Annotated in this window: 13 protein-coding genes; 9 read left to right on the top strand and 4 right to left on the bottom strand. The window is 53.1% G+C overall.

Annotated features, from left to right (window positions below; translation table 11 throughout):
• Window positions 1–13 precede the first annotated feature (13 nt).
• Window positions 14–2,164: an ATP-dependent DNA helicase DinG gene (gene dinG, locus RTW80_RS02270; protein WP_001300645.1), complete on the bottom strand. Its 2,151-nt coding sequence runs from the start codon at window positions 2,162–2,164 to the stop codon at window positions 14–16.
• 119 nt (window positions 2,165–2,283) lie between these two features.
• On the opposite strand from dinG, the gene ybiA reads away from it, so the two are divergent.
• The gene (gene ybiA / locus RTW80_RS02265; protein ID WP_001145126.1) at window positions 2,284–2,766 is read left to right on the top strand and encodes an N-glycosidase YbiA; all 483 of its coding nucleotides are present in this window, start codon (window positions 2,284–2,286) and stop codon (window positions 2,764–2,766) included.
• Between the two features lie 231 nt (window positions 2,767–2,997).
• Here ybiA and rhlE read toward each other — a convergent pair whose 3' ends face one another.
• Entirely contained in the window at window positions 2,998–4,362 is a 1,365-nt protein-coding gene (gene rhlE, locus RTW80_RS02260; protein ID WP_000007101.1) for an ATP-dependent RNA helicase RhlE, read from the bottom strand.
• 228 nt (window positions 4,363–4,590) lie between these two features.
• Here rhlE and cecR point away from each other — a divergent pair, with 228 nt between their 5' ends.
• The 5 genes from cecR to RTW80_RS02235 are packed head-to-tail and all read left to right on the top strand — an operon-like array spanning window position 4,591 to window position 10,232.
• Window positions 4,591–5,262: a DNA-binding transcriptional regulator CecR gene (gene cecR / locus RTW80_RS02255; protein WP_001296991.1), complete on the top strand. Its 672-nt coding sequence runs from the start codon at window positions 4,591–4,593 to the stop codon at window positions 5,260–5,262.
• A gap of 2 nt (window positions 5,263–5,264) precedes the next feature.
• A complete protein-coding gene (hlyD, locus tag RTW80_RS02250; RefSeq protein ID WP_000743444.1) occupies window positions 5,265–6,260 on the top strand; it encodes a secretion protein HlyD in 996 nt (331 codons plus the stop codon).
• Window positions 6,253–7,989 (top strand): ATP-binding cassette domain-containing protein, encoded by a 1,737-nt coding sequence (locus RTW80_RS02245; protein WP_000996107.1) that lies wholly within the window; start codon window positions 6,253–6,255, stop codon window positions 7,987–7,989. The genes hlyD and RTW80_RS02245 overlap by 8 nt, the downstream gene beginning before the upstream one ends.
• Window positions 7,982–9,115, top strand: a complete 1,134-nt coding sequence (locus RTW80_RS02240; protein ID WP_063119387.1) for an ABC transporter permease — start codon at window positions 7,982–7,984, stop codon at window positions 9,113–9,115. Before RTW80_RS02245 ends, RTW80_RS02240 begins: the two co-directional genes overlap by 8 nt.
• 10 nt (window positions 9,116–9,125) lie before the next feature.
• Complete coding sequence (locus RTW80_RS02235) at window positions 9,126–10,232, top strand: ABC transporter permease (protein WP_000469031.1); 1,107 nt, start codon at window positions 9,126–9,128, stop codon at window positions 10,230–10,232.
• Here the strand turns inward: RTW80_RS02235 and RTW80_RS02230 are convergent.
• Window positions 10,194–10,604, bottom strand: coding sequence for a YbhQ family protein (locus RTW80_RS02230; RefSeq protein ID WP_000871982.1), 411 nt, complete (start codon window positions 10,602–10,604; stop codon window positions 10,194–10,196). The genes RTW80_RS02235 and RTW80_RS02230 overlap by 39 nt on opposite strands.
• Before the next feature lie 132 nt (window positions 10,605–10,736).
• Here RTW80_RS02230 and RTW80_RS02225 point away from each other — a divergent pair, with 132 nt between their 5' ends.
• Genes RTW80_RS02225 through RTW80_RS02215 form a run of 3 tightly spaced genes read left to right on the top strand, consistent with a single transcriptional unit; the run spans window position 10,737 to window position 13,692 of the window.
• A complete protein-coding gene (locus tag RTW80_RS02225) occupies window positions 10,737–11,498 on the top strand; it encodes an endonuclease/exonuclease/phosphatase family protein (protein WP_001113347.1) in 762 nt (253 codons plus the stop codon).
• Window positions 11,495–12,736, top strand: a complete 1,242-nt coding sequence (gene clsB, locus RTW80_RS02220; protein ID WP_000650314.1) for a cardiolipin synthase ClsB — start codon at window positions 11,495–11,497, stop codon at window positions 12,734–12,736. The genes RTW80_RS02225 and clsB overlap by 4 nt, the downstream gene beginning before the upstream one ends.
• The gene (locus RTW80_RS02215; RefSeq protein WP_000045446.1) at window positions 12,736–13,692 is read left to right on the top strand and encodes a YbhN family protein; all 957 of its coding nucleotides are present in this window, start codon (window positions 12,736–12,738) and stop codon (window positions 13,690–13,692) included. Before clsB ends, RTW80_RS02215 begins: the two co-directional genes overlap by 1 nt.
• 35 nt (window positions 13,693–13,727) lie before the next feature.
• Here RTW80_RS02215 and RTW80_RS02210 read toward each other — a convergent pair whose 3' ends face one another.
• Window positions 13,728–14,441, bottom strand: coding sequence for a Bax inhibitor-1/YccA family protein (locus RTW80_RS02210; protein ID WP_000446897.1), 714 nt, complete (start codon window positions 14,439–14,441; stop codon window positions 13,728–13,730).
• Between the last annotated feature and the right edge of the window lie 191 nt (window positions 14,442–14,632).

The raw sequence follows: 14,632 nt of genomic DNA, 5'->3' as shown, positions 1-14,632 counted from the left end.
CTGACTCACATCATTAACGCCGCCGACGGCGTGGGGATTTCGTTTTTTCTTTCTTTTTAACTATACCTTCAGGGACTTCCGGTTGCTCTATCGGAAATACCGGTAATGCATCCAGTAGTCGCTTGCCATAATTTTTGGTCAGCAAGCGTTTGTCGTAGATAACCACTTCGCCCCAGCAACCGTGGCTTCGAATCAGTCGCCCAACCTGCTGAATCAGGTTAAACGAGGCGCTCGGCAGGCTTTGCACCTCAAACGGATAGCGGTTGAGGCTTTTCAGCCATTCCCCTTCGGTGATCACCACCGGGCTGTCGATGGGCGGAAAAGCGATTTTGTGGATATGCACCTGGCTGAGCAGATCACCTTTCAAATCAAGCCCTTCGGCAAATGACTGTAAGCCCACCAGCACGCTGCGCTCACCGTTGGCGACGCGTTTGCGGTGCAGTTCAACTAAACGGTAACGCGGCTGATCGCCCTGAACCAGCAACATCAGACGTAAATCCGTCACATAGTCGAGAAAGCGCTGCATCGCCCGTCCGCTGGCAAACAGTACCAACATACCGAGATGTTTTTTGCTCTCCACCTGCTTACGGAAAAAGGCCGCCATTTCGGCAATATGCTGCTCTTCGTTGTCGATGGAAGGCTCAACGCGCATCCGGGGAATAACAATTTTGCCCTGTTCGCAGTGGTTAAAGGGGGAATCCAGCGCCACAAAACGGTCGCCCGCTTTCTCTTTCAGACCACTCATCTCCTGCAAACGCGAAAAACTGTTCAGCGAACGCAAGGTTGCGGAGGTGACAATAATGTGCGGAATACTGCGCCACAGCAGCCTTTCCAGCTGATCGCTGACACGTATTCCCACGCAGTGAAACCAGAGGTGTAGCTGCCCTTCGCGCTCTTCCCGCGTCGCCCATTTGGTCACCGGTGCACCGGAAGATTGCGCCAGCGAAGCCAGCCGCCAGAGTTTGCTTTGCGCCTCGAACATCCCCAACGCGCGGTTCATCTGCAAAATCAACCGATGCAGACGTACAATGTCATGGCTGCCGGTTTTCTCACTTAAATCGTTAAGAAATAACTCCGCCAGGCCACGCAGCATCTCGGTGAGTTTTGCCAGCCGCTGGCAGATCTCCAGCACTTCATCTGGCAGTTCGCCCATCGCAAAACGGTGCTCTGCCTCCTGCCCGGCAGGCATGTAGAGATTGAGAATGTTGTTTAACGAGGCGATAAGCTCATACAACTCTTCACAATGCGCATTCAAACGTTCAGGGATCGCCAGCGGTGGGATGGTCTTCGGGCGAAACTGCTCCATGCAGGTAGCGACCAGTTTCGTGAACAAGTCCAGCTGTAGCCGATACCACGGCGCGGTGATTTCGGCGCTCATCTCAAGCGCATCCCGCGCCACATCCGGCAGGTGATGGCCTTCGTCCAGCACCAGCAGTAAATTTTTCGGGTCAGGCAATACCGCTTCGCTTTCCATCGCCGCCATCACCAGCGCATGGTTTGCCACCACCACTTCCGCTTCCTGAATCTCCCGACGAGCGACAAAAAACGGGCATTCACGATAGTAGTAACAATTGCGGTTGAGGCAGCTGGCTTTGTCGGTACTTAAACGACGCCAGAGATCGTCATCTATAGCGATATCAGTATGATCGCGCAGACCATCCCATTTATAAGTATCGAGATCGCCCTTCAGCTTCGCACAACGTTTTTGCTCTTCCTGATTGTTCGGCGTCAGTTCGTCGTCAAGAAACGCCAGCAGATCCTGTTGCGTGGGTACAGTACTGGCGAGCGCCGTCAGATTACGCGGACAAACGTAGCGCCCACGCCCAAAAGCGGCAGTGAATTTAAGATCGGGAATGATCTTTTTCAGCAGCGGTAAATCTTTGCTGTAAATCTGATCCTGCAATGCCACGTTGGCGGTACTCACCACCAGCGTTTTTTGCTCTTCGCGGGCAATGGCGATGCCGGGAATCAAATAAGAGAGCGTTTTCCCAACGCCGGTGGGGGCTTCAATCGCCAGATGTCGCCCTTCTTCTCCGGCCAGCGTTTTGGCGACGTCCGCAATCATCTGCCGCTGCGGCGCACGGGGAATAAAGTCGGGGATCTGTTCCTGAAGCGCCTTATACCAGGCGGCAATTTGCGCTTTAAGCGCGGCGGTTAATGCCATGAGAAAACCTGAAATACTGTATAAACAGCCAATATTGTGGCATTTTTCGGTTTTCAGGGGTAATGGTTTTTCTGTTTCTGGAAAGCGGCTCGCAATAACCACCAACATAATGCGGTTTAATGCCCGTTCGAGCACAAAGGATCCAACACGTCATGCAAGACACCATCATAAATTTCTACAGCACCAGCGATGACTACGGTGATTTTTCTAACTTTGCCGCCTGGCCCATCAAGGTTGACGGGAAAACCTGGCCCACCTCAGAACACTATTTTCAGGCACAAAAATTCCTTGATGAAAAATACCGCGAAGAGATCCGTCGGGTTTCTTCCCCTATGGTCGCCGCACGCATGGGGCGCGATCGTTCTAAGCCTCTGCGTAAAAACTGGGAGTCGGTCAAAGAACAGGTGATGCGAAAAGCACTTCGCGCTAAATTCGAACAGCATGCAGAACTGCGTGCGCTCTTGCTGGCAACCGCGCCCGCAAAACTGGTTGAGCATACGGAAAACGATGCTTACTGGGGAGACGGTGGTCATGGTAAGGGCAAGAATCGACTGGGCTACCTTTTAATGGAGTTGCGCGAACAATTGGCTATAGAGAAGTAACGTCTCGGTGGCTTATGGGCGGTAAAACAGATAAATTTTTTCCCGTGTTCTCAAATTGCTGACAAGTGCTTGTTGTGAAATGCCGGATGCGGCGTAAACGCCTTATCCGGCCTACAAAAGCATGCAAATTCAATATATTGCAGAGTTCACGTAGGCCTGATAAGCGTAGCGCATCAGGCAGTTTTGCGTTTGTTCATCAGCCTGATGCCGGGCATAGCCCGGCATAAAAGATTACTGCGCAGCGGCAGGTTTACGCGGACGGCGGCGACGTTGTTGTTCGCCTGCCGGTTTGGCATCGCCGAGGCGGCGAGACGGTTTTTCTGCAGGTTTCGCGCTTGCAGATTTTGCGCCACCTTCCCCACGGCGTGGTTGCTGTTGACCGCGACCACCACCTTGCCCACGACCGCCGCCGCCACGTTGCTGGCGACCGTTCTGGATCGGTTCGGCTTTGATTGACGGGTCCGGCTCATAGCCCGGAATCGCAATGCGCGGGATCTCTTTTTTCAGCAGTTTTTCGATATCACGCAGCAGTTTGTGTTCATCAACACACACCAGCGACAACGCTTCACCGGTAGCAGCCGCACGACCGGTACGCCCGATACGGTGGACATAATCTTCAGGTACGTTTGGCAGTTCATAGTTGACGACGTGCGGCAGCTCTTCAATATCCAGGCCGCGCGCAGCGATGTCAGTTGCCACCAGTACACGAATATCGCCCGATTTAAAATCAGCCAGCGCACGAGTACGCGCACCTTGCGATTTATTGCCGTGGATCGCCGCACTACGGATGCCATCTTTATTGAGCTGTTCAGCCAGATGGTTAGCGCCGTGTTTGGTACGGGTAAACACCAGCACCTGCTGCCAGTTCCCTTTCCCAATCATGTGCGACAGCAATTCGCGTTTGCGTTTCTTATCGACAAAGTGAACGTGCTGGGTCACCTGATCAGACGCGGTATTGCGGCGTGCCACTTCGATTTCCAGCGGGTTGTGCAACAGTTTTTCCGCCAGGGCTTTAATATCGTCAGAGAAGGTCGCGGAGAATAACAGGTTCTGGCGCTTCGCAGGTAGTTTTGTTAACACGCGACGGATATCGTGGATAAAGCCCATGTCGAGCATGCGGTCAGCTTCATCGAGGACGAGGATTTCAACCTGATCCAGCTTCACTGCATTCTGATGTTCCAGGTCCAGCAAACGTCCCGGGGTTGCCACCAGCACATCAACGCCGCCACGCAGTTTCATCATCTGCGGGTTAATACTCACACCACCAAACACCACCAGCGAACGAATGTTCAGGTATTTGCTGTAATCACGGACGTTTTCGCCAATCTGCGCCGCCAGTTCACGGGTCGGGGTAAGAATGAGCGCACGTACCGGACGACGCCCTTTGGCGTGCGGCTGGCGAGTGATCAGGTGTTGCAACAGCGGCAGCGTAAAGCCCGCTGTTTTGCCGGTGCCGGTCTGGGCGCTAGCCATCAGGTCGCGGCCTTCCAGCACCGCAGGGATCGCCTGCTGCTGAATAGGGGTGGGTTCACGGTAACCCTGCTCGGCAACGGCGCGCAGGATATCAGGGCTTAAACCCAAAGAATCGAAAGACATAACTACTCCGAACCGCCCCGACCGTTACCGGTGTAGTTTTCAGGGAGATACTGAAAAGGAAAATGACAAAAACCACAATGTCATGAGGGAGCGGAGTGTAGCAGTTTTTGTGACGCAGCGCATAAATTATCCCTGTGACTGGCGTTGCTAAAATTCTTAGCCATACTGGACAACTCCCCTATGGAGTCATAATCTTAATCAATCATTTGATTAAGAATGGACTGTGCGATGAATAATCCTGCCATGACAATCAAGGGTGAACAGGCGAAAAAACAGCTGATTGCTGCCGCACTGGCGCAGTTTGGTGAATATGGAATGAACGCCACCACTCGCGAGATAGCCGCCCAGGCCGGGCAGAATATCGCTGCCATCACCTACTACTTCGGTTCGAAAGAAGATTTGTACCTCGCCTGCGCCCAGTGGATTGCCGATTTTATTGGCGAGCAGTTCCGTCCGCATGCCGAGGAAGCCGAACGCTTGTTCGCGCAACCACAGCCTGATCGGGCTGCCATCCGTGAACTGATCCTTCGCGCCTGCAGGAACATGATTAAGCTGCTCACCCAGGATGACACCGTCAACCTCAGCAAGTTTATCTCCCGTGAGCAGCTCTCTCCCACGGCAGCCTACCACCTGGTGCACGAACAGGTGATTAGTCCGCTACACAGCCACCTGACACGCCTGATTGCCGCCTGGACCGGCTGCGACGCCAATGACACCCGCATGATCCTTCATACCCATGCGTTGATTGGTGAGATTCTGGCGTTCCGTCTTGGCAAAGAAACAATTCTGTTACGTACCGGCTGGACCGCGTTCGATGAAGAAAAGACCGAACTGATCAACCAGACGGTGACCTGTCATATCGACCTGATTTTGCAAGGATTATCGCAAAGGAGTTTGTAGTGATGAAAAAACCTGTCGTGATCGGATTGGCGGTAGTGGTACTTGCCGCCGTGGTTGCCGGAGGCTACTGGTGGTATCAAAGCCGCCAGGATAACGGCCTGACGCTGTATGGCAACGTGGATATTCGTACGGTAAATCTTAGTTTCCGTGTTGGGGGGCGCGTTGAATCGCTGGCGGTGGACGAAGGTGATGCTATCAAAGCGGGTCAGGTGCTGGGCGAACTGGATCACAAGCCGTATGAGATTGCCCTGATGCAGGCGAAAGCGGGTGTTTCGGTGGCACAGGCGCAGTATGACCTGATGCTTGCCGGGTATCGCGATGAAGAAATCGCTCAGGCCGCCGCAGCGGTGAAACAGGCGCAAGCCGCCTATGACTATGCGCAGAACTTCTATAACCGCCAGCAAGGGTTGTGGAAAAGCCGCACTATTTCGGCAAATGACCTGGAAAATGCCCGCTCCTCGCGCGACCAGGCGCAGGCAACGCTGAAATCAGCACAGGATAAATTGCGTCAGTACCGTTCCGGTAACCGTGAACAGGACATCGCTCAGGCGAAAGCCAGCCTCGAACAGGCGCAGGCGCAACTGGCGCAGGCGGAGTTGAATTTACAGGACTCAACGTTGATAGCCCCGTCTGATGGCACGCTGTTAACGCGCGCGGTGGAGCCAGGCACGGTCCTCAATGAAGGTGGCACGGTGTTTACCGTTTCACTAACGCGTCCGGTGTGGGTGCGCGCTTATGTTGATGAACGTAATCTTGACCAGGCCCAGCCGGGGCGCAAAGTGCTGCTTTATACCGATGGTCGCCCGGACAAGCCGTATCACGGGCAGATTGGTTTCGTTTCGCCGACTGCTGAATTTACCCCGAAAACCGTCGAAACGCCGGATCTGCGTACCGACCTCGTCTATCGCCTGCGTATTGTGGTGACCGACGCCGATGATGCGTTACGCCAGGGAATGCCAGTGACGGTACAATTCGGTGACGAGGCAGGACATGAATGATGCCGTTATCACGCTGAACGGCCTGGAAAAACGCTTTCCGGGCATGGACAAGCCCGCCGTCGCGCCGCTCGATTGTACCATTCACGCCGGTTATGTGACGGGGTTGGTGGGGCCGGACGGTGCAGGTAAAACCACGCTGATGCGGATGTTGGCGGGATTACTGAAACCCGACAGCGGCAGTGCCACGGTGATTGGCTTTGATCCGATCAAAAACGACGGCGCGCTGCACGCCGTGCTCGGCTATATGCCGCAGAAATTTGGTCTGTATGAAGATCTCACGGTGATGGAGAACCTCAATCTGTACGCGGATTTGCGCAGCGTCACCGGCGAGGCACGTAAGCAAACTTTTGCTCGCCTGCTGGAGTTTACGTCTCTTGGGCCGTTTACCGGACGCCTGGCGGGCAAGCTCTCCGGTGGGATGAAACAAAAACTCGGCCTGGCCTGTACCCTGGTGGGCGAACCGAAAGTGTTGCTGCTCGATGAACCCGGCGTCGGCGTTGACCCTATCTCACGGCGCGAACTGTGGCAGATGGTGCATGAGCTGGCGGGCGAAGGGATGTTAATCCTCTGGAGTACCTCGTATCTCGACGAAGCCGAGCAGTGCCGTGACGTGTTACTGATGAACGAAGGCGAGTTGCTGTATCAGGGAGAACCAAAAGCCCTGACACAAACCATGGCCGGACGCAGCTTTCTGATGACCAGTCCACACGAGGGCAACCGCAAACTGTTGCAACGCGCCTTGAAACTGCCGCAGGTCAGCGACGGCATGATTCAGGGGAAATCGGTACGTCTGATCCTCAAAAAAGAGGCCACACCAGACGATATTCGCCATGCCGACGGGATGCCGGAAATCAACATCAACGAAACTACGCCGCGTTTTGAAGATGCGTTTATTGATTTGCTGGGTGGTGCCGGAACCTCAGAATCGCCGCTGGGTGCAATATTGCATACGGTAGAAGGCACACCCGGCGAGACGGTGATCGAAGCGAAAGAACTGACCAAGAAATTTGGTGATTTTGCCGCCACCGATCACGTCAACTTTGCCGTTAAACGTGGGGAGATTTTTGGTTTGCTGGGGCCAAACGGCGCGGGTAAATCGACCACCTTTAAGATGATGTGCGGTTTGCTGGTGCCGACTTCCGGCCAGGCGCTGGTGCTGGGGATGGATCTGAAAGAGAGTTCCGGTAAAGCGCGCCAGCATCTCGGCTATATGGCGCAAAAATTTTCGCTCTACGGCAACCTGACGGTCGAACAGAATTTACGCTTTTTCTCTGGTGTGTATGGCTTACGCGGTCGGGCGCAGAACGAAAAAATCTCCCGTATGAGCGAGGCATTTGGCCTGAAAAGTATCGCCTCCCACGCGACCGATGAACTGCCATTAGGTTTTAAACAGCGGCTGGCGCTGGCCTGTTCGCTGATGCATGAACCGGACATTCTGTTTCTCGACGAACCAACGTCCGGCGTTGATCCCCTCACCCGCCGCGAATTTTGGCTGCATATCAACAGCATGGTAGAGAAAGGCGTCACGGTGATGGTCACCACTCACTTTATGGATGAAGCAGAATATTGCGACCGCATCGGCCTGGTGTACCGTGGGAAATTAATTGCCAGCGGCACGCCGGATGATTTGAAAGCGCAGTCGGCCAACGACGAGCAACCCGATCCCACCATGGAGCAAGCCTTTATTCAGTTGATCCACGACTGGGATAAGGAGCATAGCAATGAGTAACCCGATCCTGTCCTGGCGTCGCGTACGGGCGCTGTGCGTTAAAGAGACGCGGCAGATCGTTCGCGATCCGAGTAGCTGGCTGATTGCGGTAGTGATCCCGCTGCTACTGCTGTTTATTTTTGGTTACGGCATTAACCTCGACTCCAGCAAGCTGCGGGTCGGGATTTTACTGGAACAGCGTAGCGAAGCGGCGCTGGATTTCACCCACACCATGACCGGTTCACCCTACATCGACGCCACCATCAGCGATAACCGTCAGGAACTGATCGCCAAAATGCAGGCGGGGAAAATTCGCGGTCTGGTGGTTATTCCGGTGGATTTTGCGGAACAGATGGAGCGCGCCAACGCCACCGCACCGATTCAGGTGATCACCGACGGCAGTGAGCCGAATACCGCTAACTTTGTACAGGGGTATGTCGAAGGGATCTGGCAGATCTGGCAAATGCAGCGAGCGGAGGACAACGGGCAGACTTTTGAACCGCTTATTGATGTACAAACCCGCTACTGGTTTAACCCGGCGGCGATAAGCCAGCACTTTATTATCCCGGGTGCGGTGACCATTATCATGACGGTCATCGGCGCGATTCTCACCTCGCTGGTGGTGGCGCGAGAATGGGAACGCGGCACCATGGAGGCTCTGCTCTCTACGGAGATTACCCGCACGGAACTGCTGCTGTGTAAGCTGATCCCTTATTACTTTCTCGGGATCCTGGCGATGCTGCTGTGTATGCTGGTGTCAGTGTTTATTCTCGGCGTGCCGTATCGCGGTTCGCTGCTTATTCTGTTTTTTATCTCCAGCCTGTTTTTACTCAGTACCCTGGGGATGGGGCTGCTGATTTCCACGATTACCCGCAACCAGTTCAATGCCGCTCAGGTCGCCCTGAACGCCGCGTTCCTGCCGTCGATTATGCTTTCCGGCTTTATTTTTCAGATCGACAGTATGCCCGCGGTGATCCGCGCGGTGACGTACATTATTCCCGCTCGTTATTTCGTCAGCACCCTGCAAAGCCTGTTCCTCGCCGGGAATATTCCAGTGGTGCTGGTGGTAAACGTGCTGTTTTTGATCGCTTCGGCGGTGATGTTTATCGGCCTGACGTGGCTGAAAACCAAACGTCGGCTGGATTAGGGAGAAGAGCATGTTTCATCGCTTATGGACGTTAATCCGCAAAGAGTTGCAGTCGTTGCTGCGCGAACCACAAACCCGCGCGATTCTGATTTTACCTGTGCTTATTCAGGTGATCCTGTTCCCGTTCGCCGCCACGCTGGAAGTGACTAACGCCACCATCGCCATCTACGATGAAGATAACGGCGAGCATTCGGTGGAGCTGACCCAACGTTTTGCCCGCGCCAGCGCCTTTACCCATGTGCTGCTGCTGAAAAGCCCACAGGAGATCCGCCCAACCATCGACACACAAAAGGCGTTACTACTGGTGCGTTTCCCGGCTGACTTCTCGCGCAAACTGGATACCTTCCAGACCGCGCCGTTGCAGTTGATCCTCGACGGGCGTAACTCCAACAGTGCGCAAATTGCCGCCAACTACCTGCAACAGATCGTCAAAAATTATCAGCAGGAGCTGCTGGAAGGAAAACCGAAACCTAACAACAGCGAGCTGGTGGTACGCAACTGGTATAACCCGAATCTTGACTACAAATGGTTTGTGGTGCCGTCGCTGATCGCCATGATCACCACTATCGGCGTAATGATCGTCACTTCACTTTCCGTCGCCCGCGAACGTGAGCAAGGTACGCTCGATCAGCTACTGGTTTCGCCGCTCACCACCTGGCAGATCTTCATCGGCAAAGCCGTACCGGCGTTAATTGTCGCCACCTTCCAGGCCACCATTGTGCTGGCGATTGGTATCTGGGCGTATCAAATCCCCTTCGCCGGATCGCTGGCGCTGTTCTACTTTACGATGGTGATTTACGGTTTATCGCTGGTGGGATTCGGTCTGTTGATTTCATCACTCTGCTCGACACAACAGCAGGCGTTTATCGGCGTGTTTGTTTTTATGATGCCCGCCATTCTCCTTTCCGGTTACGTTTCTCCGGTGGAAAACATGCCAGTATGGCTGCAAAACCTGACGTGGATTAACCCTATTCGCCACTTTACGGACATTACCAAGCAGATTTATTTGAAGGATGCGAGTCTGGATATTGTGTGGAATAGTTTGTGGCCGCTACTGGTGATAACGGCCACGACAGGGTCAGCGGCGTACGCGATGTTTAGACGTAAGGTGATGTAACTTCTTATCTTTCGCCAGCAAAGACACTACCGCCGGGCCAGCAAGGATCGCCAGCCCTGCAATTGCCAGCAAAAAGTTGTTTTCCAGTACGCGGGACAACAGCCACAGCACAATCAGCGCTGCGCCAAAATACCAGGTCGTGGTCAGCTCTTCCAGCACGTCTGCCACCTCACGCCAGCGTTGCTCGGGGTGGCGCTGAAACACCAGCATCATCACTACCGTGACACAATACAGTGCGCATAATCCCACGCCGACGTGAACCAGAGTCTTACTCATCCAGCCCACCACCAGCAGCGCCACTACCAGTAAATGCAACATAATCTGCCAGCAACTTAGACCCGTTGCGACACGAACACGTTGTTGCCACTTCATGGCTTCTCTCCTGAAGAATTTATCTCTACTTACTCAGAGTACCGAACTTTACGGAAAATTCCGTAAGACCGCACCTTTTTGTGACGCCGACTACACTATTTCAATGAGATAAGAGGCAAAGACAGGAAAATTATGCCCGATCAAACACAACAATTTTCGTTCAAGGTGCTCACCATCAATATTCACAAAGGCTTTACCGCGTTTAACCGACGCTTCATTTTGCCGGAACTTCGCGATGCCGTGCGTACCGTCAGCGCCGATATTGTTTGCCTGCAGGAAGTGATGGGCGCGCACGAAGTTCATCCGCTGCATGTGGAAAACTGGCCCGATACCTCGCACTACGAGTTTCTCGCCGACACTATGTGGAGCGATTTTGCCTACGGTCGCAATGCCGTATACCCGGAAGGGCATCACGGCAACGCCGTACTGTCGCGTTATCCCATTGAACATTATGAGAATCGCGATGTTTCGGTCGATGGTGCGGAAAAGCGCGGCGTGCTCTACTGCCGCATTGTGCCGCCGATGACCGGAAAAGCGATTCATGTGATGTGCGTACATCTGGGCCTGCGTGAGGCGCACCGTCAGGCGCAGCTTGCGATGCTCGCCGAATGGGTCAATGAGCTGCCGGACGGCGAACCAGTATTGGTGGCGGGTGATTTCAACGACTGGCGGCAAAAAGCTAATCATCCGTTAAAAGTGCAGGCCGGGCTGGATGAGATATTTACCCGCGCCCACGGACGCCCGGCGCGCACGTTTCCGGTGCAATTTCCTCTACTACGTCTGGACAGGATCTACGTCAAAAATGCCAGCGCCAGCGCGCCAACCGCGTTGCCGCTGCAGACATGGCGACACCTTTCTGATCATGCCCCTTTAAGTGCGGAGATTCATTTATGAAATGTAGCTGGCGTGAAGGCAATAAGATCGAATTGCTGGAAAACGGCGAGCAATATTATCCCGCGGTGTTTAAGGCGATTGGCGAGGCACAAGAACGCATCATTCTTGAAACGTTTATCTGGTTTGAGGATGACGTCGGCAAACAGCTGCATGCGGCACTACTGGCAGCAGCGCAACGCGGGGTTAAAGCGGAAGTCTTGCTGGATGGCTACGGTTCGCCGGATCTCAGCGATGAGTTTGTCAATGAACTGACGGCAGCTGGCGTGGTATTTCGCTACTACGATCCCCGCCCTCGCCTTTTTGGTATGCGCACCAATGTGTTTCGCCGGATGCATCGCAAAATTGTGGTGATCGACGCGCGTATCGCCTTTATTGGCGGGCTGAATTACTCCGCCGAGCATATGTCCAGCTACGGTCCAGAGGCTAAACAGGATTACGCGGTACGCCTTGAAGGGCCGATTGTCGAAGATATTCTCCAGTTTGAGCTGGAAAACCTGCCTGGACAGAGCGCGGCACGACGCTGGTGGCGACGTCATCACAAAGCGGAAGAGAACCGCCAGCCGGGAGAAGCGCAGGTATTGCTGGTCTGGCGCGATAACGAAGAACATCGCGATGATATTGAACGTCACTATCTGAAAATGCTCACTCAGGCGCAGCGAGAAGTCATTATCGCCAACGCCTACTTCTTCCCCGGCTATCGATTTTTACACGCCTTGCGTAAAGCGGCACGGCGCGGGGTGCGGATCAAACTGATCATTCAGGGCGAACCGGATATGCCGATTGTCAGAGTCGGTGCGCGCTTGCTGTATAACTATCTGGTTAAAGGCGGCGTTCAGGTATTTGAGTACCGCCGCCGCCCGCTCCACGGCAAAGTGGCATTGATGGACGATCACTGGGCGACAGTAGGGTCCAGTAATCTCGATCCGCTCAGTTTGTCACTGAATCTCGAAGCAAATGTCATCATCCACGATCGTCATTTTAACCAGACGCTGCGCGATAATCTGAACGGCATTATTGCCGCAGATTGTCAGCAGGTCGATGAGACCATGCTGCCGAAACGCACCTGGTGGAACCTGACCAAAAGCGTGCTGGCGTTCCACTTTTTACGCCACTTCCCGGCGCTGGTTGGCTGGCTTCCGGCACACACACCACGTCTGACGCAGGTTGATCCCCCCGCACAACCGACAATGGAAACGCAGGATCGGGTAGAAACTGAAAACACGGGGGTAAAACCCTGATGAGTAAATCACACCCGCGCTGGCGCTTAGCAAAGAAGATCCTCACCTGGCTGTTTTTTATCGCGGTGATTGTGTTGCTGGTGGTCTACGCCAAAAAGGTGGACTGGGAAGAGGTCTGGAAGGTCATCCGTGACTACAATCGCGTTGCGCTGCTCAGTGCGGTCGGGCTGGTGGTCGTCAGTTATCTGATTTACGGCTGCTATGACCTGCTCGCCCGCTTTTACTGCGGTCACAAACTGGCGAAGCGCCAGGTGATGCTGGTGTCGTTTATCTGCTACGCCTTCAACCTGACACTCAGTACCTGGGTCGGCGGCATTGGTATGCGCTATCGTTTGTACTCTCGTCTGGGGTTGCCCGGTAGCACTATTACGCGGATTTTCTCGCTCAGTATCACCACCAACTGGCTGGGCTATATTTTGCTGGCGGGGATTATCTTTACCGCAGGCGTGGTGGAGTTGCCGGATCACTGGTATGTCGATCAAACTACGCTGCGTATTCTCGGCATTGGCTTACTGATGATTATCGCGGTTTATTTGTGGTTTTGCGCTTTCGCGAAGCACCGCCATATGACCATTAAAGGGCAAAAGCTGGTACTGCCTTCATGGAAATTCGCCCTCGCCCAGATGCTGATTTCCAGCGTTAACTGGATGGTAATGGGGGCGATTATCTGGCTGTTACTTGGTCAAAGCGTTAACTATTTCTTTGTACTGGGCGTGTTGCTGGTTAGTAGTATTGCAGGCGTCATCGTGCATATTCCGGCGGGAATTGGTGTGCTGGAAGCGGTGTTTATCGCGCTACTGGCTGGGGAGCATATCACCAAAGGCACAATTATCGCCGCCCTGCTCGCTTACCGTGTGCTGTATTACTTTATCCCACTGCTGCTGGCGCTGATCTGTTACCTGTTGCTGGAAAGCCAGGCGAAAAAGCTACGAGCGAAAAATGAAGCGGCGATGTGAAGTTCAGTTAAGTTCTTTAGTATCTGCATTTACGACTAATGAAAAAAACGCGTATGCCTTTGCCAGACAAGCGTTATAGCTATCGCGGCAAGTATCCCAAAGAAGCCGATAAAATAGTAATAGAGTGTTAATGCACCTGTAAAAGCGCAACGAACCGGACTCCACAACTCTTCACTATGGCATTTTCCTGCCAGTTCAAGGAGCTTATTTCGTCCATGCGAGATAATGCCTGGCCATAACACAATCATTAAGCAACTTATTACCCAAATGGGCCGTTCACTCATTAATGCCGCATTCACGATGATTACCAGGGCCAACCCTGTCAACGTCATCATAATGATAAAACGGTGAGAACCAGGATCAACATTAAATAATAAACCGGCCAGCATACTGATTAAAAACATCGCGCCCGCAGTGCTGAACACGATGATAATGGCATATACAGGAACTAAACTTGCAACGACAATCGCCACCAAAGAGAGTAAAAACAGATATATTACGCCCGCGATGGCGGCATTTATCTTGTTGATATCCTTACTTAAGCCATACATACAAAGTAATAATAACCCTATGGCGACATACATTGGTGGTGAATCATATTTGGTTGCCGTAATTTCGAGATACTTAGCTCCCCAGGCTAGTCCTGCGGTTGCCACCAAACCTAAAGCGGTAATGAGCCATATACCGTTTAATATCCTGGCCTCGTGCTGAAAATCTAATTTATTGCTGTTTTTCGAGTATGATTCCATTCTTTTAGTTATCCTTAGAAAAAATATTAATATTCATCATGAATAAATTTAAACCCACGCATACAAAATACTTTTGTATTTATGGATACGGAAAACGCTTCCGCTCGTCCATAAGGCGTATTTTATACCTGGTACTTGTTAAGTGTCGTTTTTAGTAAGAAAAAAATCCCGACACATGGCCGGGATATTGA

The sequence above is a fragment of the Escherichia sp. AM3 genome, from assembly GCF_032029835.1.
Lineage (GTDB): Bacteria > Pseudomonadota > Gammaproteobacteria > Enterobacterales > Enterobacteriaceae > Escherichia > Escherichia coli.
The sequence above is the reverse complement of the archived record's forward strand: the minus strand, read 5'-3'. Positions and strand labels throughout refer to the sequence as shown.

What these genes read in the sequence shown, in the direction of transcription:
- RTW80_RS02210 (WP_000446897.1), bottom strand. Translation starts at nt 14,441, where the DNA reads ATGGAATCATACTCGAAAAACAGCAATAAATTAGATTTTCAGCACGAG.
- RTW80_RS02215 (WP_000045446.1), top strand. Translation starts at nt 12,736, where the DNA reads ATGAGTAAATCACACCCGCGCTGGCGCTTAGCAAAGAAGATCCTCACC.
- RTW80_RS02245 (WP_000996107.1), top strand. Translation starts at nt 6,253, where the DNA reads ATGAATGATGCCGTTATCACGCTGAACGGCCTGGAAAAACGCTTTCCG.
- clsB (WP_000650314.1), top strand. Translation starts at nt 11,495, where the DNA reads ATGAAATGTAGCTGGCGTGAAGGCAATAAGATCGAATTGCTGGAAAAC.
- rhlE (WP_000007101.1), bottom strand. Translation starts at nt 4,362, where the DNA reads ATGTCTTTCGATTCTTTGGGTTTAAGCCCTGATATCCTGCGCGCCGTT.
- RTW80_RS02235 (WP_000469031.1), top strand. Translation starts at nt 9,126, where the DNA reads ATGTTTCATCGCTTATGGACGTTAATCCGCAAAGAGTTGCAGTCGTTG.
- dinG (WP_001300645.1), bottom strand. Translation starts at nt 2,164, where the DNA reads ATGGCATTAACCGCCGCGCTTAAAGCGCAAATTGCCGCCTGGTATAAG.
- RTW80_RS02230 (WP_000871982.1), bottom strand. Translation starts at nt 10,604, where the DNA reads ATGAAGTGGCAACAACGTGTTCGTGTCGCAACGGGTCTAAGTTGCTGG.
- ybiA (WP_001145126.1), top strand. Translation starts at nt 2,284, where the DNA reads ATGCCCGTTCGAGCACAAAGGATCCAACACGTCATGCAAGACACCATC.
- hlyD (WP_000743444.1), top strand. Translation starts at nt 5,265, where the DNA reads ATGAAAAAACCTGTCGTGATCGGATTGGCGGTAGTGGTACTTGCCGCC.
- RTW80_RS02225 (WP_001113347.1), top strand. Translation starts at nt 10,737, where the DNA reads ATGCCCGATCAAACACAACAATTTTCGTTCAAGGTGCTCACCATCAAT.
- cecR (WP_001296991.1), top strand. Translation starts at nt 4,591, where the DNA reads ATGAATAATCCTGCCATGACAATCAAGGGTGAACAGGCGAAAAAACAG.
- RTW80_RS02240 (WP_063119387.1), top strand. Translation starts at nt 7,982, where the DNA reads ATGAGTAACCCGATCCTGTCCTGGCGTCGCGTACGGGCGCTGTGCGTT.